Consider the following 23,259-nt stretch of genomic DNA (forward strand, 5'->3'; position numbering starts at 1 on the left):
CTCCTCAATTGAAGGCTTGGGCAAACAGATTCAGCACGCCGGCCGCATCGACGGCAATGCAGGCCTGCTGCGGCGGACAGCTGCTCCAGGGCGTCTGCTCGCCGGTGGGCTTGTGGAAGTCCTGAATGGTCTGGCCGCGGGCGATACCCTCGGTGACGACGCGCACCGGGCCGCTGCGCAGGCTGAACAGCTCGGGTGCGATGCAGAACGCCGCCGCACTGGCGTCATGCGAGTAGATGCCGCCAATGCCGTCGCGCTCATGATAGAAGTCCTGGTAGTGGCGGGTCGCCTCCCACAGGAAGTCGCCAACGGCGCCGTCCTTGCCTTGCAGTGCGGCCAAGTAGTGATGCTTCATCACCACCTCCTGGGTCACGTCAAGGCCGACGATGACGACCGGCCAGTCGGCCGTGAAGACGATGTCGGCCGCCTCGGGATCGTTGATGATATTGGCCTCGGCCACCGGCGTCACATTGCCGCCATGGCCATGGGTGCCGAAGGCGCCGCCCATCACGACGACCTGGCGGACCTTGGATGTGATCGTCGGGTCATGGCGCAGGGCCAGCGCGACATTGGTCAGCGGGCCGACGGCCAGCAGCGTGATCTCGCCGGGTTCTGCATTGATCAGGTCGCAAATCAGCTGATGGGCCGGGCGAGCATCCGCTTGGGCCGTGCTCGGCGGCAGCCGCGTGAACATACCGCCCAGACCGTCGTCACCGTGCACATGCGCCGGAAAGTCCTGCTCGGCCGGCGTGTGCAATGGGCCAGCCGCGCCCTGTGCCACAGGCAGGTCCAGGCCGTAGAAGGCAGACAGGCTCAGCGCATTGCGAGTGGTCGTCGCGATGGGGGCGTTGCCGAACACAGTGGTCAGCGCACGCAGCTCGATGGCCGGGTGGCGCGCCAGCAGGTGCAGCGCCATCGCGTCGTCGATGCCGGGGTCGGTGTCAAAAATTACGGCAGAGGCTTTCATACTGCAAGCACCAGTTCGGTTGTTCAAAGAGTAACTTCGGTGCGGCGCGGCATTGCCGACTGAACGCCGCTGCGACTGACCGCAATGGCTGCCGCAGCCTGGCCCAGGCGCACCGCATCGGCCGCGCTCATACCTTCGGCCAGACCTGCGGCTAGGCCACCAACAAAGGTGTCGCCGGCACCGACGGTGTCGACCGCTTGGACGACGCGGGCCGGCAGATGCTGGACGCCGGCCGCGCTGCACAGCAGCACGCCTTGCGCACCTAGCGTCACCACGACCTGCTGTGGGCCGCGCTGCAGCAGCGCCCGAGCGGCAGCCCCTGCCTCGTCGACGCTACCGCTGGCCATGCCCGCGAGCTGGCCGGCCTCGGTCTCGTTGACGATCAACCAGCGACTTAAGGCCAGCAAGGCATCGCCGACCGGCAGCGCTGGTGCCGCATTCAGAATCGTCGTGACGCCGGCCGCGCGGGCCAGCTCGAAGGCCTGGGTGATGGCCGGCACCGGCACCTCCAGCTGGGCTACGACGACCTTGGCCGACTGCAGCAGCGCAGCGCTGGCCTGCACATCAGCTGCGCTGAGCTGGGCATTGCTGCCGGGCACATAGACGATGGAGTTCTCACCCCCCTCGCTGGCCACCATGATGACGGCGACACCGGGCAGCGCCGCCGGATCGACAACTACGCCGGAGGTCGCGATGCCCTCCTCGGCCAGCGCGGCCAGCAGCTCCGCGCCATGCTGGCGTGTGCCGACCCGCGAGACAAAGGCCACCGGCGCGCCCAGCCGGGCCGCAGCCACGGCCTGGTTGGCCCCCTTGCCGCCGGGCGCCATCACAAACGCCTCACCCATCAGGGTCTCGCCGGGCCCGGGCAGACGCCGGGAATGCGAGATCATGTCCATGTTGATGCTGCCGACCACCACCACCTGGGGGGCTGCATTTGCGCGCTGCGTCATGAAACTTCTTTCCTTTGTTTTCTTTCAGCCCAGTCGCTGCGGCGCGGAGGTGCTTTCACGCACCACCAGACGCGGCGTCAGCAGCACATCCTTCAGCGGCGCCGCCGGGTTCTCGATGCGATCGACCAGAACCCGGGCGGCTTCGCGACCAAGCTCCTTGATCGAACAACCCACCGTGGTCAACGCTGGGTAGACAAAGCCGCTCAGTTCGATATCGTCGAATCCGACAATGGAGAGCTGCTGCGGCACCTTGAGCCCCGATTCGGCGGCTGCGCGCAGCGCGCCCAAGGCCATCATGTCATTGCTGGCGAACAATGCCGTGATACCGGCCTGCGCACGCAACAGGCGGCGCGCCGCCTCGTAGCCGCCGGCGCTGCTGAAGTCGCTTTCGATCAGCAGACTCTCATCAGGCGTGATACCGCGATCAAGCTGCGCACGGCGCCACCCGTCGACTCGCTCTGCAGTGACCTCGAATTCGGCCGGCCCGCTGATGCAGGCGATGCGGCGGTGGCCGAGATCCAGCAGATGCTTGACCGCCTTGTAGGCGCCATCGGCATTGTTGACGCTGACCCGGTCGGCGCGCGCACCGGGCACCAGCCGGTCCACCGTTACCGAGGGCACGGTGGCGAGCTTGAAGATGCGGGCCAGCGATGCAGCATCGCCGGCCGAGGACAGCAACAGCCCGTCGATGCGTTTCTCCAGCAGCGTGCGCATGTACTGCTGCTGGCGTTTCGGGTCGTTGTCGGAATTACACAGGAACACCGAGTAGCCGGCCAACCGGCAGCACTCCTCGACGCCGCAGACCAGCTCGGCGAAGAAGGGATTGTTGACGTTGGGCACCAGCACACCCACGATCTTGGTCTCGCTTTTGCGCAACGAGCGTGCCACCGCGCTCGGCAGATAGCCGATTTCCTCGACCGCCGCCAGCACCCGGCGCCGAGCATCGGCACTGACGGGGCGGGTGTCGTTCAGCACATGGGAGACTGTGGTGAACGATACCCCCGCCAGGGCCGCAACATCTTTGATCGTACTCACAAGGACTCAGTGCTTTCCATCATCAATGATCACACAGTGGCAAACGTTTGCCAACCGCAAAGCATAGCTGAAACAAGCAGCGCTACAGCAGGCAGGCAGCGCGGTTTGCGCAAATATCCGGGTCTGGCGGCCTGGGGCTTTCCCTGGTTTGGCAGCTAAGACGTCAAAAAACCCGCCGGGCCGCATGGCCGGGCGGGTTTCGCAACAGCCAGCGGGCAGGCGGCCCGCTGGCGCTGGATCAGCGTTGCGCGATTGGCTTGACGTCGCGCGGTGTCGAGCCGACAAAGAGCTGGCGCGGGCGGCCGATCTTGTACTCCGGGTCGCCGATCATTTCGTTCAGCTGGGCGATCCAGCCGACCGTGCGGGCCAGAGCGAAGATCGCCGTGAACAGCGGCACCGGGATGCCGATGGCGCGCTGCACGATGCCGGAGTAGAAGTCGACGTTCGGGTAGAGCTTGCGGGCGACGAAGTATTCGTCTTCCAGCGCGATCTTCTCCAACTCCATCGCGAGCTTGAACATCGGGTCGTTGTGCAAACCCAGCTCGTCCAGGACTTCGTGGCAGGTTTCGCGCATCAGCTTGGCGCGAGGGTCGTAGTTCTTGTAGACGCGGTGACCGAAGCCCATCAGCTTGACGCCGCTGTTCTTGTCCTTGACCTGCTTGATGAACTCGCCGATCTTGGCGACTCCGCCCTGCTTCTGGATGTCGCCCAGCATGTTCAGCGCCGCCTCGTTGGCCCCACCGTGAGCCGGGCCCCACAAGCAGGCCACGCCGGCCGCGATGGCCGCAAACGGGTTGGTGCCCGAAGAGCCGCACAGACGCACGGTCGACGTAGACGCGTTCTGCTCGTGGTCGGCATGGAGCGTGAAGATGCGGTCCATCGCACGCACCAGCACATCGTTGGGCTTGTAGTCTTCGCACGGGGTGGCAAACATCATGCGCATGAAGTTGCCGGCGTAGCTCAGATCGTTCTTCGGGTAGATATAGGGCTGGCCAATGGTGTACTTGTAGGCCATCGCCACCAGGGTCGGCATCTTTGCGATCAGGCGGATCGCGGCGATCTCGCGGTGCTCGGGATTGTTGATGTCGGTCGAGTCGTGATAGAAGGCGGACATCGCGCCGACCAGGCCGGTCATCACAGCCATCGGATGCGCGTCGCGGCGGAAGCCGCGCAGGAAGAACTGCATCTGCTCGTTGACCATAGTGTGGTTGGTCACACGGGCGACGAAGTCTTCCTTCTGAGCTGGGTTGGGCAGCTCCCCGTACAGCAGCAAATAGCAGGTTTCGAGGTAGTCACAGCTGGTGGCCAGCTGCTCGATCGGGTAACCGCGATACAGCAGCTCGCCCTTGTCACCATCGATATAGGTAATGGTCGAGTTGCACGAAGCTGTCGACAGGAAGCCTGGGTCGTAGGTGAACTTGCCCGTCTGCGCGTACAGCTTGCGGATGTCGATCACATCCGGGCCTATCGTGCCCTTGTACAGCGGCAGATCCATTTGCGGGCTGCCATCGGAGAACGACAGGGTGGCTTTGACGTCAGACGGGGTCATGGGCGTTCCTTATGACTTCTTGGGGATTCAGGGGGCGGTCCTGAGCATGGCCAGGACCTCTTGCACATCGGCGCGATCGAGTTCGCCTTCGGGCTCCTTGCGGCACAAGAACAGGTCCAACAAATCGTTGTCGGACAGATCCATCAGTACGCGCAGGCCCTCGGCCTGATGCTCGGTCAGACTGCGGTCGTATCGAGCGAAAAAACGCTCGATGAAGAGATCATTCTCAAGCAGGCCACGCCGGCAGCGCCAGCGCAGCTTGGAGAGCGCCCTTTCGTCGATCAGGGTGTTGACAGCAGTCATGACTGAGCGTGGCCGGGCATCGTCAGACGGCGCGCCGGACCATCAATTCCTTGATCTTGCCGATGGCCTTGGTCGGGTTCAGCCCCTTCGGGCAGACATCGACGCAGTTCATGATGGTGTGGCAGCGGAACAGGCGGTACGGATCTTCCAAATTATCCAGACGCTCGCCGGTGGCCTCGTCGCGACTGTCGGCGATGAAGCGATAGGCTTGCAGCAGGCCGGCGGGGCCGACGAACTTGTCCGGGTTCCACCAGAAGCTGGGGCAGCTGGTCGAACAGCTGGCGCACAGGATGCACTCGTACAGGCCGTTGAGCTCTTCGCGCTCTTCAGGGAACTGCAGACGCTCCTTGTCGGGCAGCGGCGTGTCGTTGACCAGATAGGGCTTGATCGAGTTGTACTGCTTGAAGAACTGCGTCATGTCGACGATCAGGTCGCGCACGACCGGCAGGCCCGGCAGCGGCTTCAAGACGATGGTGCCCGGCAGGGTACGCATGTTCGTCAGGCAGGCCAGGCCATTCTTGCCGTTGATATTCATCGCGTCCGAGCCGCAGACGCCCTCACGGCAGCTCCGACGGAAGCTCAAGCTGGGATCAACGGCCTTGAGCTTGTTCAGTGCGTCCAGCAGCATGCGCTCGGAGCCGTCCAGCTCGACCTCGAGGGTCTGCATATAGGGCTTGGCATCCTTGTCCGGATCGTAGCGGTAGATCTGAAAAGTACGCTTGGTCATAATGATTTACCTCTTAGAACGTACGGACCTTGGGCGGAATCGACTCGGCCGTCAGCGGCTTCAAGTTGACCGGCTTGTAGTCCAGGCGGTTGCCTTCCGAGTACCACAGCGTGTGCTTCATCCACTGCTCGTCATTGCGACCATTCGGATGGGCGGGCGTGTCGCCATAGTCGTCCACCGTGTGGGCGCCGCGGCTCTCGGTGCGGGCCGCTGCGGAGACGATGGTGGCCTGAGCCGCCTCGATCAGGTTCTCGACCTCCAACGCCTCGATGCGGGCGGTGTTGAAGACCTTGGACTTGTCCTTCAGCGTGATATTGGCCACGCGCTTGGCGATCTCGGCGATCTTGGCCACGCCCTCATTGAGCATGGCTTGGGTGCGGAACACGCCGGCATGCTGCTGCATTGCGGCACGCAGATCGTTGGCAACATCCTGCGCGTACTCGCCACTGGTGCTTGCGTCCAGGCGGGCAAGGCGGGCCAGCGAGCGGTCGGCCGCATCAGCAGGGAGGTCCTTGTGCTGCTGGGCCTTCAGGCCGGCGTCGACGATGTGGTTGCCGGCCGCCCGGCCGAACACCAGCAGGTCGAGCAGCGAGTTGGTACCCAGGCGGTTCGCGCCGTGGACACTGACGCAGGCGCATTCGCCCACCGCGTACAGGCCGTTGATCACCGCATTGGGCTTACCGTCCTTGGGCACGACCACCTGGCCGTGGATATTGGTCGGGATGCCACCCATCTGGTAGTGGATGGTCGGCACCACGGGGATCGGTTCCTTGGTGATGTCGACATTGGCGAAGTTGTGGCCGATCTCGAACACCGAAGGCAGGCGCTTCATGATCGTGTCGCCGCCCAGATGGGTCATGTCCAGCTGGATGTAGTCCTTGTTCGGACCGCAGCCGCGCCCTTCCTTGATCTCCTGGTCCATGCAGCGCGAAACGAAGTCGCGCGGCGCGAGGTCCTTCAGGGTCGGCGCATAGCGCTCCATGAAGCGCTCGCCATTGCTGTTGCGCAGAATCGCACCCTCGCCGCGGCAGCCTTCGGTCAGCAGCACGCCGGCGTTGTGCACGCCGGTCGGGTGGAACTGCCAGAACTCCATGTCTTCCAGCGGGATGCCGGCTCGCGCCGCCATGCCCAGACCATCACCAGTGTTGATGAAGGCATTGGTCGAGGCGGCGAAGATGCGCCCTGCCCCACCGGTGGCCAGCAGCACGGTCTTGGCCTGGAGGATGTGGACTTCGCCGGTCTCCATCTCCAGCGCGGTCACGCCCACCACATCGCCCTCGGCGTCGCGGATCAAATCCAGCGCCATCCATTCGACGAAGAACTGTGTCTTGGCCTTGACATTCTGCTGGTACAGCGTGTGAAGCATCGCGTGGCCGGTGCGGTCGGCCGCCGCGCAGGCGCGCTGAACTGGCTTTTCGCCGTAGTTGGCGGTGTGGCCGCCGAAGGGGCGCTGATAGATCGTTCCGTCGGCATTGCGGTCGAAGGGCATGCCGAAATGCTCAAGCTCGTAGACGACCTTGGGCGCCTCGCGGCACATGAACTCGATCGCGTCTTGGTCCCCCAGCCAGTCCGAGCCCTTGACGGTGTCGAAGAAGTGGTAGTGCCAGTTGTCTTCCGACATATTCCCCAGGCTGGCGCCGATGCCGCCCTGGGCGGCCACGGTGTGCGAGCGGGTCGGAAAAACCTTGGACAGCACGGCCACATTCAGGCCGGCCAGCGAGAGCTGCAAGGAGGCACGCATGCCGGAACCGCCGGCACCGACGATCACGACATCAAACTTGCGCTTAGGAATCGAATTTGCCACCGTCATCACAGTCTCCACAACACTTGGATCGCCCAGCCGGCGCACCCCACCAGCCATACCAGCGTGAACACCTGCAGGCACAGGCGAGCACCGACGGGCTGCACATAGTCCATCCAGATATCGCGCATGCCCACCCACGCGTGGTAGGCCAGCGAGATGATCACGACAAAAGTCAGCACCTTCATCCACTGAGATGAGAAGATCGCCGCCCAGTGGTCATAGCCCAGCTCGCCGGGCATCAAAAACTGCACCAGCAACACGACGGTGAACAAGGCCATAAGCACGGCCGTGATGCGCTGTGCCAGCCAGTCGCGCAGACCATAGTGCGCCCCCACGACGATGCGCTTGGAACCAAAAGTACTCATTGTTTTAACCTCGCGTTCAGTAGAGGCCGAAGAGCTTGGCCGCAACGGCCAAGGTCAGCAGCACGCTGGCGGCCAGCGTGAACACCGCCGACGAATGGCCCTGTTCCTTGCTCACGCTGTGCGTCGCATCCATCCACAGATGGCGAACGCCAGCAATGAAGTGATGCAGATAGGCCCAAGCCAGACCCAGCACCACCAGCTTGACGAACCAAGCCGGCACAAAGCCGATGCCGGCCACGAAGGCATTGGTGAAGGCGTCGTAGGAGATCTCAGACGTCAAGCTGTTGTCGAACATCCAGATGATGAAGGGCAAGAGCAGGAACATCAGCAGACCGCTGACTCGATGCAGGATGGACACAAAGCCGGCCGGCGGCAGCCGGTAGGTTCGCACATCGGTGAAGATATTGATGTTGCGATAGACCGGTCTTTTCTTGGCGGTACCGTTGGTGGTGCTTGTCATACCCAACCTTCTGTAATCAACATGAAACCCAAGGATTTTATTGCAATGCAGCAGGACCTCTGCGGCGGCAGTGCGCGCTACGCAACGCGCAAGGATTAGTTCAGCTCATTGCGGTAAAAGTGTGAAGCGGTGTTATAGAGGCCGCGCCGCAGCTCGACCGGCTTATCACCATAGGTGAAGGACAGGCGCTCGACGCTCAGCAACGGCGTGCCCGGCGTCACCCGCAGCAGTGCGGCGGCCTCGGCATCGGCTGCAACCGCGCGAATCTGCTCCTGGGCGCGAATCATGTGCACGCCGAACTCGGCCTCGAAGAGGCCATAGAACGGCCCGCGATGTTTTTCGAGCCGCTCGGCCGTCAGCCCCTTGAACAAGGCGCCGGGCAGCCAGATATCGTCCAGCACCACCGGATGGTTTTTGCTGTGCAGCAGCCGACGCACCTCGACCATCGGATCGCCGGCACGCATCTGTAGCTGCTTGGCGATCCAAGCCGGTGCGCGCTGGCGCTTGCAGTCCAGCAGCTGGCGGCCCAGAGCCTCCTGACCCTCGTCTGGCATCAGACGCAGAAAGCGGTATTGAATCTTCTGCTCAGCGTGGGTCGCAACAAAAGTCCCCTTGCCCTGGCGACGTACCAACAGATTGTCGGCCGCCAGCTCGTCGATGGCCTTACGTACCGTGCCCTGGCTGACGCCGAAACGGGTCGCCAGCTCGATCTCGCTGGGAATGGCTTCACCGGCCTTCCATTCGCCGGCCTGCAGGCTGGCGATGATCAGCCCCTTGATCTGGCGGTACAGCGGACTGAAAGAGGGGCCAGCGTCCGGGCGTGCGGAATCGCCGGACAGCGGTGGGGCGGTCGACATGGCCGGCATTGCAGCACAGGTTAGTACCATCCGTCCATCAAAGTTGAGTGATATCTTCTATAAGACATAAGATGCTCTGAAGAAATCCCGAAAACATCGCATAATCGCGCGCTTGAGGCATTTCGCGCCGGCGGTCCAGCCCGGGTAAGCCCTCGGACTGGCCTACACTTGCATCACACTCGCCGGAACGCTGGAGCTTGGCATCCGGCACGCCAGCGGGCATGAAATAACCCCACATTTCGTCATCACCCGGAGCTTTCACATGAGCACAAAGAAACCCGTTCGCGTTGCCGTCACTGGCGCCGCCGGCCAGATCGGCTATGCACTGCTGTTCCGCATCGCCTCCGGCGAAATGCTGGGCAAGGATCAGCCCGTGATCCTGCAGCTGCTGGAGATCCCCGACGAGAAGGCTCAGAACGCGCTGAAGGGCGTGATCATGGAGCTGCAGGATTGCGCCTTCCCGCTGTTGGTGGGCATCGAGGCCCACAGCGACCCGATGACGGCCTTCAAAGACACCGACTATGCGCTGCTGGTTGGTTCGCGCCCGCGTGGCCCTGGCATGGAGCGTTCGGAGCTGCTGTCAATCAACGGCGCTATCTTTACCGCCCAGGGCAAAGCCCTGAACGCTGTGGCATCGCGCAATGTCAAGGTGCTGGTCGTCGGCAATCCGGCCAATACCAATGCCTATATTGCGATGAAGTCGGCCCCGGACCTGCCGGCCAAGAACTTCACCGCCATGCTGCGCCTGGACCATAACCGCGCCGCCTCCCAGCTCGCAGCCAAGACGGGCAAGCCGGTCGCTGAGATCGAAAAGCTGGCCGTGTGGGGCAACCACTCGCCGACCATGTACGCCGACTACCGCTTCGCCACCATTGCTGGCGCCTCGGTCAAGGCCATGATCAACGACGAAGCCTGGAACCGCGAGACCTTCCTGCCTACCGTGGGCAAGCGCGGCGCCGCCATCATCGCGGCCCGAGGCCTGTCCTCGGCCGCCTCGGCCGCCAATGCGGCGATCGACCACATGCGGGATTGGGCCCTGGGCACCAACGGCAAGTGGGTCACGATGGGTATCCCCTCGGGCGGCGAGTACGGCATCCCGAAGGAGGTGATGTTCGGCTACCCGGTCACCTGCGATAACGGTGAATACAAGATTGTCGAAGGCCTTGAGATCGATGCCTTCTCGCAAGAGTGCATCAACAAGACGCTGAACGAGTTGTTGGAAGAGCAAGCGGGCGTCAAGCACCTGCTCTGAGCCTCAGGCTTGAGCGACACTCGCTTGAGCAAAACCAAAGGCCGGCTTTTGCCGGCCTTTTTTTATTGAGACCGCCATCGTGACCACCCCACTCCACCCCCGCCTGGCCCTGTTTGAGGAAGGCGATGCCGCCGCCGCCCTGCCCGTGGTCGACCACTACTGCGGCGTCGAAGCCCGCATGGCCAAGAGCCTAGAGTTGCAGGCTCAGATGGGACCGGTGTTCGACATCACCTTGGACTGCGAGGACGGCGCGCCGATCGGCGGCGAGGCCGAGCATGTGCAACTGGTGCTCGCGATGCTCCATAGTGCGAACAATCGATTCGGCCGCGTGGGCGCCCGCGTCCATCCGCTGGATCACCCCAGCTTCGAGGCCGATGTTGACGGTCTGATCGCCGGCGCCGGCGCGAAGTTGGCCTATCTGATGGTGCCCAAGCCGCGCGGCATCAAGGATGTCGAGCAAGCCTGCGCCTTCATCGACGCCAGCCTTTCCCGCCACGGCATCGCCCGCGCACTGCCAGTCCATGCACTGGTCGAGACACACGGCGCGCTGCGCGAGGTGCAGCAGATCGCCGCCCACCCTCGCATCGAGTCCCTGTCGTTCGGCCTGATGGACTTCGTCTCGGCCCATCGCGGCGCAATCCCTCGCCAGGGCATGAGCTTGCAGGGCCAATTCAGCCATCCGCTGGTGGTGCGCGCCAAGCTCGAGATCGCAGCTGCCGCCCACGGCTTCGGCAAGACACCGTCACACTGTGTCGTTACCGAGTTCAAGAAAATCGCAGCGATCGAGGAAGCCGCGCGGCGCGCCGCGCGAGAGTTCGGCTACACGCGGATGTGGAGCATTCACCCGAGCCAGATCCAACCCATCATCGACGCCTTCGCACCCAGCGTGGCCGAGATCGACGAGGCCATCGACATCATCCATGCCGCCCAGGCGGCACATTGGGCGCCGATCCAATACCGCGACCATCTGCACGACCGCGCCAGCTACCGCTATTTCTGGCAGTTACTGGAGCGCGCTCACCGCACGGGCCAGACCCTGCCAATTGAAGTCGAGCAGGCCTATTTCGGCGACGCCACCCAACTGGGGTAAAGCAGGGGACAGCGCCGTTGCGACGGCGGTGACAATCGCTCACCCGAGCCGGTCGCCGATGCGGCTACATTGCAGCGCGAACCTTCCCTGCCGTACCCAGAGATAACCATGAAAATCTTCCCCACCCTGACCCTGTTGATCAGCCTGGCGAGCGCTGGTGCCGTGATGGCCCAGTCCGCCGCCCCTGCCGCCGCCAAACCGGCTTCCAAACAAGCAGTAAAGAAGACCCCGGTCAAGCCGCGCGGGAAGCCTGCAGTCAAGCCAGTGCCGCCGCCCCCGCCGCCGCTGGCGGACGCATCGGAGGAGCAGTTGGCCGCCACCGAGCGCGCCTATCTGGGCACCTATGACTGCGAGTTCAAGCAATCGGTCAGCATCACCCGCAATACCAAGCCGGGATATCTGGACGTGATGTGGCAGAAGGACACCTTCACGATGAAGCCGGTACTGTCCTCGACCGGCGCGCTGCGCCTGGAAGACGTGACCGGCCGCACCCTGATGATTCAGATCGCCAACAAGTCCATGCTGATGGACACCCACATCGGCCGCCGCCTGGTCGATGAGTGCCTGCACCCCGAGCACCGCGCTGCCATCGAGGCCGCAAAGATTGCCCGCGCCGCTGCCGCCGCATCGGCCGCCGCCTCCGGCCTGGAGGTCGAAGCCGACGCCAGCAGCCTGGGGATCGCGCCCAGCCCCGCCAAGCGCGGCAGCTAAAGCCGGCCCGGCAGACTCCTACCGGCGCCCGGGGATTCCCGGGCGAGGCCAAAGTATGTAGAATCAATGCATACTTTCCTCGCCATACCGGCGCCCAACCCGGAGCCCTGCCATGGAAGCCACCGTTGCCGAACGCGGCCAGATCACCCTGCCCAAGGCAGTGCGTGATGCGCTGGGCCTGAGCAAGGGCACCACACTCAAGGTCGAACTTGACGGCGGCCGCATCATCTTGAGCAAGAACGTCGATGACGCGCTGGCCAAGCTGCGCGGACGCTTCAAGCTGGCCGAAGGCTTCACCAGCACCAATGACGCGATGCGTGCGCTGCGTGGCCGCGCCCCGGGCGACCCCTATCCCGCGCCCAGCGAAGACGAAGCATGATCGCCGTTGACTCCTCCGTACTGGTCGACGTGCTGACCGGCGATGCCGAGTACGGTGAGGCATCCTCGCTGGTGCTGGCCAAGGCCTTGAGCGAGGGCGAGGTCGTCATCAGCGAAGCTGTCGTGGCCGAGGTCCAAACCCTGCTCGACACGCGCGAGACGGTGATGGACGCACTCAATGAATTCGGCATCCGCTTCGAACCCATCCAGCAGGCCGCCGCTGTGCGCGCCGGCCATATGCAGCGCCGCTACCGCGACCGTGGCGGCAAGCGCGAGCGGGTGGTGGCCGATTTCCTGATCGGTGCCCATGCCCTGCTGCAGTGCCAAGCCTTGATCACCCGCGACGAAGGATTTTTTCGCGATTACTACAAGGGCCTAAGGCTCATCGTTCCCCAGGTTCGCTGAGCCGCCCATTGACCCGCCCGCTGACCCCATCTAGCCCCCAGGAGTAGCTATGTTGCAAGCCTATCGCCAACACACCGCCGAGCGCGCCGCGCTGGGCATCCCGCCTTTGCCTTTGGACGCCAAGCAGGTGGCCGAGCTGATCGAGCTGATCAAGGCGCCACCTGCTGGCGAAGGCGATTTCCTGCTGGATCTGCTGACCCACCGCGTGCCGCCGGGCGTCGATGACGCCGCCAAGGTCAAGGCCAGCTTCCTGGCCGCCGTGGCCCATGGCGATGTGACCGTCGGCCTGATCTCCAAGGCCAAGGCCACCGAACTGCTGGGCACCATGGTCGGCGGCTACAACGTCCACCCGCTGATCGAACTGCTGGACGATGCTGCCGTGGCCGAGGTCGCCGCCACCGGTCTGAAGAAGACACTGCTGATGTTCGACTTCTTCAACGATGTCGCCGAGAAGGCCAAGGCCGGCAATGCGCAGGCCAAGGCAGTGATGCAGAGTTGGGCCGAGGCCGAATGGTTCACCTCGCGTCCCGAAGTCGCCAAGAAAATCACAGTGACTGTGTTTAAGGTGCCTGGCGAGACCAATACCGATGATCTGTCGCCGGCTCCCGACGCCTGGAGCCGCCCGGACATCCCGCTGCACTATCTGGCGATGCTGAAGAACACTCGTCCCGGCGCGGCCTTCGTGCCCGAGGAAGACGGCAAGCGCGGCCCGATGAAGTTCATCGAGGACCTGAAGAGCAAGGGCCATCTGGTGGCCTATGTCGGCGATGTGGTCGGCACCGGTTCCTCGCGCAAGAGCGCCACCAACAGCGTGATCTGGGCCACCGGGCAGGACATCCCCTTCGTGCCGAACAAGCGCTTCGGCGGCGTCACGCTGGGTGGCAAGATCGCACCAATCTTCTTCAACACGCAGGAAGACTCCGGCGCGCTGCCGATCGAGGTCGATGTCTCGGCCTTCGAGATGGGCGATGTGATCGACATCTACCCTTACGAGGGCAAGATCGAGAAGGACGGCAAGGTCGCGGCCGAGTTCCAGCTCAAGAGCGATGTGCTGTTCGACGAAGTGCGCGCCGGCGGACGCATCAACCTGATCATCGGCCGCTCGCTGACCGCCAAGGCGCGCGAGTTCCTGGGCCTGCCGGCCTCCACCAGCTTCCGCCTGCCCCAGCCTCCGGCTGCCACCAAGGCTGGCTTCACGCTGGCGCAGAAGATGGTCGGCCGCGCCGTCGGTCTGCCTGAAGGCCAGGGAGTGCGCCCCGGCACCTATTGCGAGCCCAAGATGACCACGGTCGGCTCGCAGGACACCACCGGCCCAATGACCCGCGACGAGCTGAAGGACCTGGCCTGCCTGGGCTTCTCGGCTGACCTGGTGATGCAGAGCTTCTGCCACACCGCCGCCTATCCGAAGCCGGTCGACGTCAAGACCCACCGCGAGCTGCCTGCCTTCATCAGCAACCGAGGCGGCGTCTCACTGCGCCCCGGCGACGGCGTGATCCACAGCTGGCTGAACCGCCTGCTGCTGCCAGACACCGTCGGTACCGGCGGCGACTCGCACACCCGCTTCCCTATCGGCATTTCCTTCCCAGCCGGCTCCGGCCTGGTGGCTTTCGGCGCCGCCACTGGGGTGATGCCGCTGGACATGCCCGAGTCGGTGCTGGTTCGCTTCAAGGGCCAGATGCAGCCGGGCATCACACTGCGCGACCTGGTCCACGCGATCCCGCTGTACGCGATCAAGCAGGGCCTGCTGACCGTCGCCAAGGCCGGCAAGATCAACGCCTTCTCGGGCCGCATCCTGGAAATTGAAGGTCTGCCTGACCTGAAGGTGGAGCAAGCCTTCGAGCTGAGCGATGCCTCAGCCGAACGCAGCGCCGCCGGCTGCACCGTGCACCTGAACCCAGAGCCGATCAAGGAGTACCTCACCAGCAATATCGTGCTGATGAAAAACATGATCGCCGACGGCTATGCCGACGCTCGCACCCTGCAGCGCCGAATCCAGGCCGTCGAAGCCTGGCTGGCCGACCCGAAGCTGATGAAGGCCGACGCCGACGCCGAGTACGCCCACGTCATCGAGATCGACCTGGCCGATATCAAGGAGCCCATCCTTTGCTGCCCGAATGATCCGGACGATGCCAAGTTCCTCAGCGATGTGGCCGGCACCAAGATCGACGAGGTCTTCATCGGTTCGTGCATGACCAATATCGGCCACTTCCGTGCCGCATCCAAGCTGCTGGAAGGCAAGCGCGACATCCCGGTGAAGCTGTGGGTCGCCCCGCCGACCAAGATGGACGCGCAAGAGCTGACGAAGGAGGGCCACTACGGCACTTTCGGAACGGCCGGTGCGCGCATGGAAATGCCGGGCTGCTCACTGTGCATGGGCAATCAGGCCCAGGTCAAGGAAGGCGCCACCGTGGTGTCCACCTCCACACGCAACTTCCCCAACCGCCTGGGCAAGAACAGCAACGTCTACCTGGCCTCGGCCGAGTTGGCTGCGATCGCCTCCAAGCTGGGCCGCATCCCGACGGTGGCCGAGTACCACGCGGACATGGGCGTGATCAATGCAGACGGTAGCAAGATCTACAAGTACATGAACTTCGACCAGATCGAGGAGTACGCCGAAACTGCCAAGGGCGTGACGGCCTGAGTCTGAATCAGGCTGAATCGATCAGCGGCCCGCCGACGCAAAGTCGGCGGGCCGCTGTCTTTTTAGCCGACACGGTACAAAGTCGCATGAAGCGCCTGCGCTTTCACTTACAGTCGATCCGATGACGCCCACCGCGCCGGAGTGATGCCATGAGTGCAGCTCAGCCCAAACCGACATCGGCCTACAAGGTACTGGTGGTCGACGACCAGCAGCAGATGCGCCAGATCATCCGCGAGTCGCTGTACCGACTGGGCATCCGTACGGTGCTGATGGCCGGCAATGCTGCCGAGGCGCTGAAAGCCATGCGTGGCGACAGCATCGACCTGGTGCTCAGCGACTACAACCTTGGCGAAGGCCCGGACGGCCAGCAGCTGCTGGAAGCCGCGCGCGGCGCCAAACTGTTGAGCCCGGTCGCACCTTGGATCTACATCACCGCCAATGCTTTGCGCACCGACATCCTGGCGGCCGGCGATTTCATGCCCGACGGCTATATCGTCAAGCCCTTCACCGACCAGCTGCTGTCGCGCTATATCGAGGCACTGTCGACTCGCAAGCAGACGCTGGCGCCCTTGCTGCTGGCCGTCGAGGCCCAGCAGTGGGACAAGGTGCTGGAAGCCGCCGAGAGCTTCATCCGGCGCGGCGACGCACTCAGCGTCGAGGGCCTGAAGCAGAAGGCCCAGGCGCTGATGCGGCTGGCCCGCTTCGAGGACGCCCGCGCCTGCTACGCGCAGGCGCTGCAGCTGAACTCCGAACTGTCCTGGGCCCAGCTGGGTCAGGCCCAGGCCCTGCGTGCGCAGGGCAAGACGGACCAGGCCCGTGCCGCTTTGGAGCAGCTTACACGCGACCAACCGGCCTACGCCAGCGCCTATGACGTGCTGCTGGAGATGGCCGAAGACCAGGGCGACGCACAGGCGGCGATGGGAATCGCCCAGACCGTCGCCGATCTGGTGCCGAACGCCAAGCGCAAGCTGCGCCTGGGAAGCCTAGCCCTGGGCGCAGGCGAGACCGAAACGGCGCTGAAAGCTCTGGAGCAGGCCACTGCGAAGAACAAGCACGCGGTTCAACCGACGCCGCAGGCCCAGTTGCTGCTGACCCAGGCCCTGCTGGACAAAGGAGACGCCTTGCGCGCGCTGGGCCTGGCCGGCGAGCTGGCGAAGAAGTTTGCCGACGCGCCCGACGCGGGTCTGCTGGCCAAGGCGCTCAGCGCCCAGGCCCAGCAGCGCTTAGGCAATGCTGCTGCCGCGACCGCGCTGATGCTGGAGGTCGAGCGATGCATGGCCAAAACGCCGCTGGACGAGCAGCACAAGCTGCTGATTGCAAAGAGCGCGCTGGCTACCGGCCATACAGCGCTGGGCCAGCAGCTGATCACCGAGCTGGCGCGCAACCACAGCGACCGCCCCTTGCTGCTGGCCAGTGCGCTACGCGCCGCCGAGGGCACGCCGGCCGAGGCCGAGTGCCGGGCCCTGGTCGAGCAAGTCGGCCGCGAGATGGCGCAGGCCATGAACTCGCTGCAGCAGGCCAAGCGCAGCGGTGATGTGGCGGGCGCATTGGAGCTCGGCGAGCAAGCGCTGGTGCTGTCGCCGCAGAACTTCAATGTGCTGATCGAGTTGTGCAGCCTGCACCTGATCGCCATGGGGCGTCAGACCGCGGACTCGCGCGAGCAGCACCGCGCGCGCGCCGCCGAGCTGCTGGCCCGGCTGGAGCACAGCCATCCGAATCACGACCGCGTGGCGGCCGCCCGCAAGTTCTATCGTGAGCGCGCCGGCGCTGTCTGAGCCATGCTGGATCGCTACCTCAACGCGGCGGTGCTGCACGACCTGAAGAACCGCCTGGCCATCCTCAGCGACGAATTGACCAAACTCGGCCGGCTGGATTTGCCGGCCCAGGCCCATTCGCATGCGCGCCAGGCCCATGAGCAGGCCCACGTGCTGACCCGCAAACTCGTCGAGTTCCTGACCGCCCAGCAGGCAAGCGAGGCAGGCGGTCTGCGCGCCGCCGCGGCCGAGGAGGTTCCTGAGGCGATGCTGCAGGACATGCATTCCGAGGCACAGATGCTGATACACGGCGGGCTACAACTGCAGCTGGAGATAGCTGCTGCGGTGCCGGCCTTCTGGTTCTTCGACCAGCACCTGGTGCGGCTCGCGCTCGACTCGGCGCTCTACAACGCGCTGCGCTTCGCACGCAGCCGCATCGTGCTGGGTCTGCGGGTCGAGGACGGCCAGCTGTGCTTTTCAGTGAGCGACGACGGCCCAGGCCTGCAGGCCACGCCAGCCCATAACTCGACGGGTCTGGGCCGCCTGGTCTGCGACGAGGTCGCCAAGGCCCATCGCAACAAGGGCCGCAGCGGCCGCAGCGTACTGCGCAACCATGCGGACGGTGGCGCGGTGTTCGAGCTGTTTCTGCCCTGATACGTCAAGACCAGCCTGCTAGCATGCCAGGTCCCTCCCCTGCCTTCGCCCATCCCGATGAATTCGATCCGTGCCCTCGTCCTGGCCCTGATGTTCCTTGCCAGCGGCGCCCAAGCCGTCGAGCTGAAGCTGCGCATCCTGCAGACCAGCGATGTGCACATGAATCTACTGAACTACGACTACTACCAGGACCGAAGCACCGATGAATACGGCCTAGCCAAGACGGTCAGCCTGATCAAGGCGGCTCGGGCCGAGGCCAAGAACAGCTTGCTCTTCGACAATGGTGATCTGCTGCAAGGCAGTCCGCTGGGCGATGTGGTGGCGCGCGTCAAGCCGCTGGCCAAGGACGCTGTGCATCCCGCGTACAAAGTACTGAACCTGCTGGGTGTCGATGCCGCCAATATCGGCAACCACGAGTTCAACTACGGTCTGCCCTTTCTCCGCCAGGCCATCGCCGGCGCGCAATTCCCTTATGTCAGCGCCAACGTGGTCGAGGCCGGCAGCGGCAAGCCGGCCTTTAAGCCCTATGTGATCCTGCAGCGCACGCTCGTCGACGAGGCCGGTCAGAGCCATGCGCTGAAGATCGGCGTGATCGGCTTTGTCCCGCCACAGATCATGCAATGGGATCGCCAGCATCTGGAAGGCCGGGTCCGGGCGCTGGACATCATCGAGGCGGCCCGGCGCTATCTGCCCGAGATGCGCGCGGCCGGTGCCGAGCTGGTGGTGGCGATCGCGCACAGCGGCTTCGAGAAGACCGAGCAGCCCAAATTCGCAGAGAACGTAGCAGCCCAGCTGGCCCAGGTTCCAGGGGTTGACACCTTGCTGCTGGGCCATGCCCATGCTGAGTTCCCCAGCCCCGCCTTCGCCGGCTACCCCGGCGTAGATTTGGCGCGCGGCAGCATCCACGGCGTGCCCAGCGTGATGCCGGGCCGCTGGGGCGATCATCTAGGCGTGATCGATCTGAAGCTGGACAACAGCAGCGGCGCCTGGAAGGTGGTCGACAGCCGCGCCGAGATCCGTGCGATCTACCAACGCAGCAACCGGCGTGCGCTGGTAGAGGCCGATCCGCTGGTGGCACAGACGATTGCCGTAGAACACCAGCAGACGCTGGACTATGTGCGCGGCCAGGTGGCAATCACCGAGGCGCCCATCCACAGCTACTTCGCCCAGGTGGCAGACGACCCTTCGGTCCAAGTCGTCGCCCAGGCACAGCTGGCCTATGTGGCGCGCGCGGTGCGCGGCACGGCCTATGAAAAACTGCCGTTACTCTCGGCCGCCGCCCCTTTCAAGGCAGGCGGGCGCCAGGGCTGGAGCAACTACACCGACATCCCGGCCGGCCCGGTGGCGATCAAGCATGTGGCCGATCTCTACGTCTACCCCAACACCATCAAGGCGGTGAAGATTACCGGCGCCGAGCTGCGTGAGTGGCTGGAGATGTCAGCCGGCCAGTTCCGGCAGATCGACCCCAAGGGGCCGGCCGAGCAGGCCCTGATCGAGCCGGGCTTTCGCTCCTACAACTTCGACATGATCGAAGGCGTCAGCTACGAGATCGATGTCAGCCAGCCCGCCCGCTACGATGTTGAGGGAAAACGCAGCACCGCCCAGGGCCATCGCATCGTCAATCTGCGCTACCAAGGCAAGCCGATTGACGCGGCGGCCGAGTTCCTGGTCGTCACCAACAACTACCGTGCCAATGGCGGTGGCGGTTTCCCGGGCCTGAGCGCCGAGCGCATCGTGATCGACGCGCCTGATGAGAACCGCGAAGCGCTGGCGCAGTACCTGACCACGGTCAAGCGCTTCAACCCATCTGCCGACGGCAACTGGCGCATCCTGCCGGTACCGGGCATCCAACTGCGCTTCAGCTCAAGCGCCAGCGGCATCCAGCACCTGCCGCGCACGCCGTCCGTGCGCCTGGTCCGGAATCAGGGCGATGGCTCCGCCTTGTACGAGCTGGCGCACTGAGCTGCGGTCAGCCGACCAGCACCTCGACCACCGCCGGATGGCCCAGAAATCCCTGCGGACTGGCGCTGGCGCCATAGGCCCCGGACTGAAAGACGACGGCCATATCTCCAGGCTGGGCCGCCGCCAGCTCCATCTTGTCGGCCAACAGATCCAGTGGCGTGCACAGCGGCCCCACCACTGAGGCGCTCTCGACCGCAGCCTCAGCGCGTGTCTGGCTGATCATCGCCGGATAGTTCTTGCGTATCACCTGGCCGAAATTGCCTGAGGCTGACAGGTGGTGGTGCAGGCCGCCATCACAGAGCAGGTAGACCTGGCCGCGCGAGACCTTGCGGTCGACAATGCGCGTCACGTAAACCCCTGCCTCGCCTACCAAATAGCGACCCAGCTCGATCACCAGTTCCGCCTGGGGCATCTCGCGGACCGCTCGCTCGGCAATGGCCTGCAGATTGGCGCCGATGGGCGCCAGGTCCAGCGCCTGCTCACCGGGGAAGTAGGGGATGCCGAAGCCGCCACCGAGGTTCAGGAACTTGACCGGGCCGGGCGCATCGGCCGCCAGGCGCAGCGCCAGCTCGTAGCACTTCTGCTGAGCCTCGCAAATAGCCTCGGGCTTGAGGTTCTGCGAGCCGGCGAACAGATGAAACCCCTCAAACGCCAAGCCCATGCGCTCCACCTCGGCCAGCGCGGTTGGCACCAGCTCGGCATCGATGCCGAATTGCTTGGGGCCGCCACTCATCTTCATGCCCGAGCCCTTCAGCTCGAAATCTGGGTTGACGCGTATCGCCACCCGTGCCGGCACGCCCAGCTCGGCCGCCGCACCCGCCAGTACTGGCAGCTCGCGCAGGCTCTCCACATTGACCAGCACACCGGCGGCCACCGCCTGGCGCAGCTCGATATCGCGCTTGGCCGGTCCGGCAAAGCTGATCTCGGCCGGGTCGGCCCCGGCATCCAGCGCCACCTTCAGCTCGCCCGCCGAGGCCACGTCGATGCCGTCCACCAGGCCGGCCATGAGCGAGACGACGGCCGGCATCGGGTTGGCCTTCATCGCGTAGTGCAGCTTGATAGCGGCAGGCAGCGCGGCGCGCAGGCTTGCCACGCGCTCGCGCAGCAAGCGCCGGTCATACGCGTAAAACGGCGTCTGGCCGACCTGCTCGGCCAGCAGCGAGAGCCGCTTGCCGCCGACGACCAGCTCGCCGCCCTGCAGCGCAAACTGATCCATCGCCGCATGCTGCGGCGGCTTCTTTACGGGACTGTCACTCATAGATTCTTCTCCACCCAGGCAGTCGACAGCAGCTTGCGGTCGATCTTGCCGTTCGGGTTGCGCGGCAGCGGGCCGGCCTGGACTTCGATACCAGCCGGCACCATATAGGCTGGCATGCGCTTCTTGCACTCGGCCTGCAGCGCGGCCAGGTCCAGCGCCTGGCTGCCGGCGGGCGGTGTTGCGATCACCTGGATGGCCTGGCCCAGAGCCGCATGGTCGACGCCGAAGGCCACGCATTCGCCGACGAGCTGGGTTGCATACAGCACCTCCTCCACCTCGGTCGGGCTGACCCGGTAGCCCGAGGTCTTCATCATCTCGTCGCGCCGTCCGATGAAGTAGAGGTAGCCCTCGGCATCGCGACGCACCGTGTCGCCTGAGAACACGGCAAACTCGGGTAACTGCAGTCCGGCCTCGCGGGCACCGGCTCCGACCGGCAGCGGCTTGTAGCGCTCGGCTGTCTTCTCTGCATCGTTCCAGTAGCCCAGCCCCACCAACGCACCGCGATGCACCAGCTCGCCCGGCTCCTCGGCCGCGCATTCGCTGCCATCCTCGCGCAGCACCAGGATCTCGGCGTTCGGAATCGCCTTGCCGATCGAGTCGGGCCGCAGATCGACCTGATCGGGCGGCAGATAGGTCGAGCGGAAGGCCTCAGTCAGGCCATACATCAGGAAGGGCTTGGCCGAGGGGACGCGCTGGCGCAGGAGCTGCAGGGTCTCGCGCGGCATGCGCCCGCCAGTGTTCGCGAAGTAGCGCAGCTGCTGGTCAATCGCCGCCGGCCACTCCAGCTGGGACAGCTGGATGTAGAGCGGCGGCACGGCGGTCAGCCCGGTGATGCGCTCGCGCTCCATAGCTTTGAGCACATCACGCGGCAGCAGATAGTTCAGCAAAACTACACGCGCACCGACATGGAAGGCCGTTGTCAGCTGGCTGAAGCCGGCATCAAAGGACAGCGGCAATGCGGCCAGGAGGCTGTCCTGGGGCCGATTCTCCAGATAGGAAGCCACGCTCTTGGCGCCGGCCACCATATTGCGATGCGACAGCACCACGCCTTTGGGCCGGCCGGTGGAGCCCGACGTATAGAGGATGGCGGCCATATCGCTGTCGATCACGCGGTGGCCGGCCTGCGCAGGCGCGTCCAGCAGATCGGCGAAACGGTGCAACGGCAGACCTGTGCCATCCGCAGCGCCAGCATTCGGCGCCTCGGTCAGCACGACATGACGCAGCCCCGGACATCCCGGCAGCGTCTCGCGCAGCAGCGCAAAGCGCTCAGGCGAGGTGATCAGCACCCGCACCTCGCAGTCGCGCAGGATAAAGCCGACCTGCTCGGGCTTGAGCAGTGGGTTCAGCGGCACGAAAACGCCACCGGCGGCCGGCGCGCCAAAGCTGGCGATCACGGTCTCGAAGCGCTTTTCCAGATAGATCGCAACACGCTCGCCGCGCCGCAGGTCCAGGGCACGCAAGCCGGAGGCCAGCGCCTGAACCTGCTGCGCCAGCTCGCCGTAGGAGAGCTGGCGGTCCGCCAGACTCAGGGCCGGCGCTGCGGGCGAGCGCAGCGCACTGCGCAGGGGCAACTCATGCAAGAGCACACTGTCGCCAGAAAAATCCACGTGTTCAGCTGTCATGGAACTCATTGAAATAGGGGACACGCCGCCTCGGCAGGTGTTCGCCGCAGCCACTTTGGCATCCTACAGGCTGCACGATCGCGTGCCCCGTGGAGCGTACGCGAAACCTGCGTGACATATTGTGGGTGTGCCCCTCAGGATAAGGGGGCAGCAGGCCACAGATCGTCGCGGGCGCCCAGTTAAGATGCGCCGCTGTTGTGGGCAGCTTCGCCCTCGGAAAATTACAGAAAAAACATGGACGCCGAAAAGCAAGTTCTGCGCATTCTTGACGAGGTCCTGAGCCTGAACGGCCGCAGCGCCGGCTTTGACCGCGATACCGCCCTGCTCGGCGCCATCCCGGAGCTCGACTCAATGGCCGTGGTCAGCCTGATCACCGCGCTGGAAGAGCAATTGGGCCTCACGGTAGACGACGATGAGATCGACGGTGCCACCTTTGCCAGCGTAGGCTCGCTGGCGGATTTCGTCGCGGGCAAGCTGGCGAGCTGAACGCCGGCGCCGCGTCCGCAGCCCTCGCC

General features: G+C 64.6%; 22 protein-coding genes. 10 read left to right on the forward strand and 12 right to left on the reverse strand.

Features of this window, described 5'->3' with window-relative positions:
• Positions 1-4: 4 nt before the first annotated feature.
• From OOZ63_RS24415 to OOZ63_RS24460, 10 genes are all read right to left on the reverse strand, one after another.
• Positions 5-967, reverse strand: a complete 963-nt coding sequence (locus OOZ63_RS24415) for a nucleoside hydrolase (protein WP_266008258.1) — start codon at positions 965-967, stop codon at positions 5-7.
• 23 nt (positions 968-990) lie between these two features.
• Positions 991-1,917: a ribokinase gene (rbsK, locus tag OOZ63_RS24420; protein WP_266008259.1), complete on the reverse strand. Its 927-nt coding sequence runs from the start codon at positions 1,915-1,917 to the stop codon at positions 991-993.
• A gap of 24 nt (positions 1,918-1,941) precedes the next feature.
• Positions 1,942-2,952 carry a LacI family DNA-binding transcriptional regulator gene (locus OOZ63_RS24425; RefSeq protein ID WP_266008260.1) on the reverse strand — a complete coding sequence of 337 codons (1,011 nt, stop codon included), beginning with the start codon at positions 2,950-2,952 and terminating at the stop codon, positions 1,942-1,944.
• Positions 2,953-3,190: 238 nt separating this feature from the next.
• Positions 3,191-4,501 (reverse strand): citrate synthase, encoded by a 1,311-nt coding sequence (gltA, locus tag OOZ63_RS24430; RefSeq protein ID WP_137940647.1) that lies wholly within the window; start codon positions 4,499-4,501, stop codon positions 3,191-3,193.
• Between the two features lie 27 nt (positions 4,502-4,528).
• Positions 4,529-4,804, reverse strand: coding sequence for a succinate dehydrogenase assembly factor 2 (locus OOZ63_RS24435; RefSeq protein ID WP_266008261.1), 276 nt, complete (start codon positions 4,802-4,804; stop codon positions 4,529-4,531).
• 22 nt (positions 4,805-4,826) lie between these two features.
• On the reverse strand, positions 4,827-5,531 hold the full coding sequence (locus OOZ63_RS24440) for a succinate dehydrogenase iron-sulfur subunit (RefSeq protein ID WP_137940649.1): 705 nt from the start codon (positions 5,529-5,531) through the stop codon (positions 4,827-4,829).
• A gap of 13 nt (positions 5,532-5,544) precedes the next feature.
• Positions 5,545-7,341, reverse strand: a complete 1,797-nt coding sequence (gene sdhA / locus OOZ63_RS24445; RefSeq protein ID WP_266008262.1) for a succinate dehydrogenase flavoprotein subunit — start codon at positions 7,339-7,341, stop codon at positions 5,545-5,547.
• On the reverse strand, positions 7,341-7,700 hold the full coding sequence (gene sdhD / locus OOZ63_RS24450) for a succinate dehydrogenase, hydrophobic membrane anchor protein (RefSeq protein ID WP_266008263.1): 360 nt from the start codon (positions 7,698-7,700) through the stop codon (positions 7,341-7,343). Before sdhD ends, sdhA begins: the two co-directional genes overlap by 1 nt.
• A gap of 16 nt (positions 7,701-7,716) precedes the next feature.
• Positions 7,717-8,160 (reverse strand): succinate dehydrogenase, cytochrome b556 subunit, encoded by a 444-nt coding sequence (gene sdhC / locus OOZ63_RS24455; protein ID WP_266008264.1) that lies wholly within the window; start codon positions 8,158-8,160, stop codon positions 7,717-7,719.
• Between the two features lie 95 nt (positions 8,161-8,255).
• On the reverse strand, positions 8,256-9,017 hold the full coding sequence (locus OOZ63_RS24460; protein WP_266008265.1) for a GntR family transcriptional regulator: 762 nt from the start codon (positions 9,015-9,017) through the stop codon (positions 8,256-8,258).
• A 262-nt stretch (positions 9,018-9,279) separates the two neighbouring features.
• Between OOZ63_RS24460 and OOZ63_RS24465 the strand changes: the two genes are divergently transcribed.
• From OOZ63_RS24465 to OOZ63_RS24505, 9 genes are all read left to right on the forward strand, one after another.
• Positions 9,280-10,269: a malate dehydrogenase gene (locus OOZ63_RS24465; protein ID WP_266008266.1), complete on the forward strand. Its 990-nt coding sequence runs from the start codon at positions 9,280-9,282 to the stop codon at positions 10,267-10,269.
• Between the two features lie 79 nt (positions 10,270-10,348).
• The gene (locus tag OOZ63_RS24470; RefSeq protein ID WP_266008267.1) at positions 10,349-11,359 is read left to right on the forward strand and encodes an HpcH/HpaI aldolase/citrate lyase family protein; all 1,011 of its coding nucleotides are present in this window, start codon (positions 10,349-10,351) and stop codon (positions 11,357-11,359) included.
• A 108-nt stretch (positions 11,360-11,467) separates the two neighbouring features.
• Positions 11,468-12,070 carry a hypothetical protein gene (locus OOZ63_RS24475; protein ID WP_266008269.1) on the forward strand — a complete coding sequence of 201 codons (603 nt, stop codon included), beginning with the start codon at positions 11,468-11,470 and terminating at the stop codon, positions 12,068-12,070.
• A 112-nt stretch (positions 12,071-12,182) separates the two neighbouring features.
• The gene (locus tag OOZ63_RS24480) at positions 12,183-12,449 is read left to right on the forward strand and encodes an AbrB/MazE/SpoVT family DNA-binding domain-containing protein (RefSeq protein ID WP_266008270.1); all 267 of its coding nucleotides are present in this window, start codon (positions 12,183-12,185) and stop codon (positions 12,447-12,449) included.
• Complete coding sequence (locus OOZ63_RS24485) at positions 12,446-12,853, forward strand: type II toxin-antitoxin system VapC family toxin (protein WP_137940658.1); 408 nt, start codon at positions 12,446-12,448, stop codon at positions 12,851-12,853. Before OOZ63_RS24480 ends, OOZ63_RS24485 begins: the two co-directional genes overlap by 4 nt.
• A gap of 49 nt (positions 12,854-12,902) precedes the next feature.
• Positions 12,903-15,494 (forward strand): bifunctional aconitate hydratase 2/2-methylisocitrate dehydratase, encoded by a 2,592-nt coding sequence (gene acnB / locus OOZ63_RS24490; RefSeq protein WP_266008271.1) that lies wholly within the window; start codon positions 12,903-12,905, stop codon positions 15,492-15,494.
• Positions 15,495-15,643: 149 nt separating this feature from the next.
• Positions 15,644-17,269 carry a response regulator gene (locus OOZ63_RS24495; RefSeq protein WP_266008272.1) on the forward strand — a complete coding sequence of 542 codons (1,626 nt, stop codon included), beginning with the start codon at positions 15,644-15,646 and terminating at the stop codon, positions 17,267-17,269.
• 3 nt (positions 17,270-17,272) lie between these two features.
• A complete protein-coding gene (locus OOZ63_RS24500; RefSeq protein ID WP_266008273.1) occupies positions 17,273-17,902 on the forward strand; it encodes a sensor histidine kinase in 630 nt (209 codons plus the stop codon).
• Between the two features lie 57 nt (positions 17,903-17,959).
• Entirely contained in the window at positions 17,960-19,864 is a 1,905-nt protein-coding gene (locus tag OOZ63_RS24505; protein ID WP_266008274.1) for a bifunctional 2',3'-cyclic-nucleotide 2'-phosphodiesterase/3'-nucleotidase, read from the forward strand.
• A 7-nt stretch (positions 19,865-19,871) separates the two neighbouring features.
• On the opposite strand, the gene OOZ63_RS24510 is transcribed toward OOZ63_RS24505, so the two are convergent.
• Entirely contained in the window at positions 19,872-21,122 is a 1,251-nt protein-coding gene (locus tag OOZ63_RS24510; RefSeq protein ID WP_266008275.1) for a pyridoxal-dependent decarboxylase, exosortase A system-associated, read from the reverse strand.
• A complete protein-coding gene (locus tag OOZ63_RS24515; RefSeq protein WP_266008276.1) occupies positions 21,119-22,744 on the reverse strand; it encodes an acyl-CoA ligase (AMP-forming), exosortase A system-associated in 1,626 nt (541 codons plus the stop codon). Before OOZ63_RS24515 ends, OOZ63_RS24510 begins: the two co-directional genes overlap by 4 nt.
• Before the next feature lie 234 nt (positions 22,745-22,978).
• Between OOZ63_RS24515 and OOZ63_RS24520 the strand changes: the two genes are divergently transcribed.
• A complete protein-coding gene (locus OOZ63_RS24520) occupies positions 22,979-23,230 on the forward strand; it encodes an acyl carrier protein (protein ID WP_137940664.1) in 252 nt (83 codons plus the stop codon).
• The last annotated feature ends 29 nt before the right edge of the window (positions 23,231-23,259 follow it).

The sequence above is a fragment of the Paucibacter sp. PLA-PC-4 genome (genome assembly GCF_026241155.1).
GTDB lineage: Bacteria > Pseudomonadota > Gammaproteobacteria > Burkholderiales > Burkholderiaceae_C > Roseateles_E.

What these genes read in the sequence shown, in the direction of transcription:
- OOZ63_RS24415 (WP_266008258.1), bottom strand. Translation starts at nt 967, where the DNA reads ATGAAAGCCTCTGCCGTAATTTTTGACACCGACCCCGGCATCGACGAC.
- rbsK (WP_266008259.1), bottom strand. Translation starts at nt 1,917, where the DNA reads ATGACGCAGCGCGCAAATGCAGCCCCCCAGGTGGTGGTGGTCGGCAGC.
- gltA (WP_137940647.1), bottom strand. Translation starts at nt 4,501, where the DNA reads ATGACCCCGTCTGACGTCAAAGCCACCCTGTCGTTCTCCGATGGCAGC.
- OOZ63_RS24435 (WP_266008261.1), bottom strand. Translation starts at nt 4,804, where the DNA reads ATGACTGCTGTCAACACCCTGATCGACGAAAGGGCGCTCTCCAAGCTG.
- OOZ63_RS24440 (WP_137940649.1), bottom strand. Translation starts at nt 5,531, where the DNA reads ATGACCAAGCGTACTTTTCAGATCTACCGCTACGATCCGGACAAGGAT.
- sdhA (WP_266008262.1), bottom strand. Translation starts at nt 7,341, where the DNA reads ATGACGGTGGCAAATTCGATTCCTAAGCGCAAGTTTGATGTCGTGATC.
- sdhD (WP_266008263.1), bottom strand. Translation starts at nt 7,700, where the DNA reads ATGAGTACTTTTGGTTCCAAGCGCATCGTCGTGGGGGCGCACTATGGT.
- sdhC (WP_266008264.1), bottom strand. Translation starts at nt 8,160, where the DNA reads ATGACAAGCACCACCAACGGTACCGCCAAGAAAAGACCGGTCTATCGC.
- OOZ63_RS24460 (WP_266008265.1), bottom strand. Translation starts at nt 9,017, where the DNA reads ATGTCGACCGCCCCACCGCTGTCCGGCGATTCCGCACGCCCGGACGCT.
- OOZ63_RS24465 (WP_266008266.1), top strand. Translation starts at nt 9,280, where the DNA reads ATGAGCACAAAGAAACCCGTTCGCGTTGCCGTCACTGGCGCCGCCGGC.
- OOZ63_RS24475 (WP_266008269.1), top strand. Translation starts at nt 11,468, where the DNA reads ATGAAAATCTTCCCCACCCTGACCCTGTTGATCAGCCTGGCGAGCGCT.
- OOZ63_RS24480 (WP_266008270.1), top strand. Translation starts at nt 12,183, where the DNA reads ATGGAAGCCACCGTTGCCGAACGCGGCCAGATCACCCTGCCCAAGGCA.
- OOZ63_RS24485 (WP_137940658.1), top strand. Translation starts at nt 12,446, where the DNA reads ATGATCGCCGTTGACTCCTCCGTACTGGTCGACGTGCTGACCGGCGAT.
- acnB (WP_266008271.1), top strand. Translation starts at nt 12,903, where the DNA reads ATGTTGCAAGCCTATCGCCAACACACCGCCGAGCGCGCCGCGCTGGGC.
- OOZ63_RS24495 (WP_266008272.1), top strand. Translation starts at nt 15,644, where the DNA reads ATGAGTGCAGCTCAGCCCAAACCGACATCGGCCTACAAGGTACTGGTG.
- OOZ63_RS24500 (WP_266008273.1), top strand. Translation starts at nt 17,273, where the DNA reads ATGCTGGATCGCTACCTCAACGCGGCGGTGCTGCACGACCTGAAGAAC.
- OOZ63_RS24505 (WP_266008274.1), top strand. Translation starts at nt 17,960, where the DNA reads ATGAATTCGATCCGTGCCCTCGTCCTGGCCCTGATGTTCCTTGCCAGC.
- OOZ63_RS24510 (WP_266008275.1), bottom strand. Translation starts at nt 21,122, where the DNA reads ATGAGTGACAGTCCCGTAAAGAAGCCGCCGCAGCATGCGGCGATGGAT.
- OOZ63_RS24515 (WP_266008276.1), bottom strand. Translation starts at nt 22,744, where the DNA reads ATGACAGCTGAACACGTGGATTTTTCTGGCGACAGTGTGCTCTTGCAT.
- OOZ63_RS24520 (WP_137940664.1), top strand. Translation starts at nt 22,979, where the DNA reads ATGGACGCCGAAAAGCAAGTTCTGCGCATTCTTGACGAGGTCCTGAGC.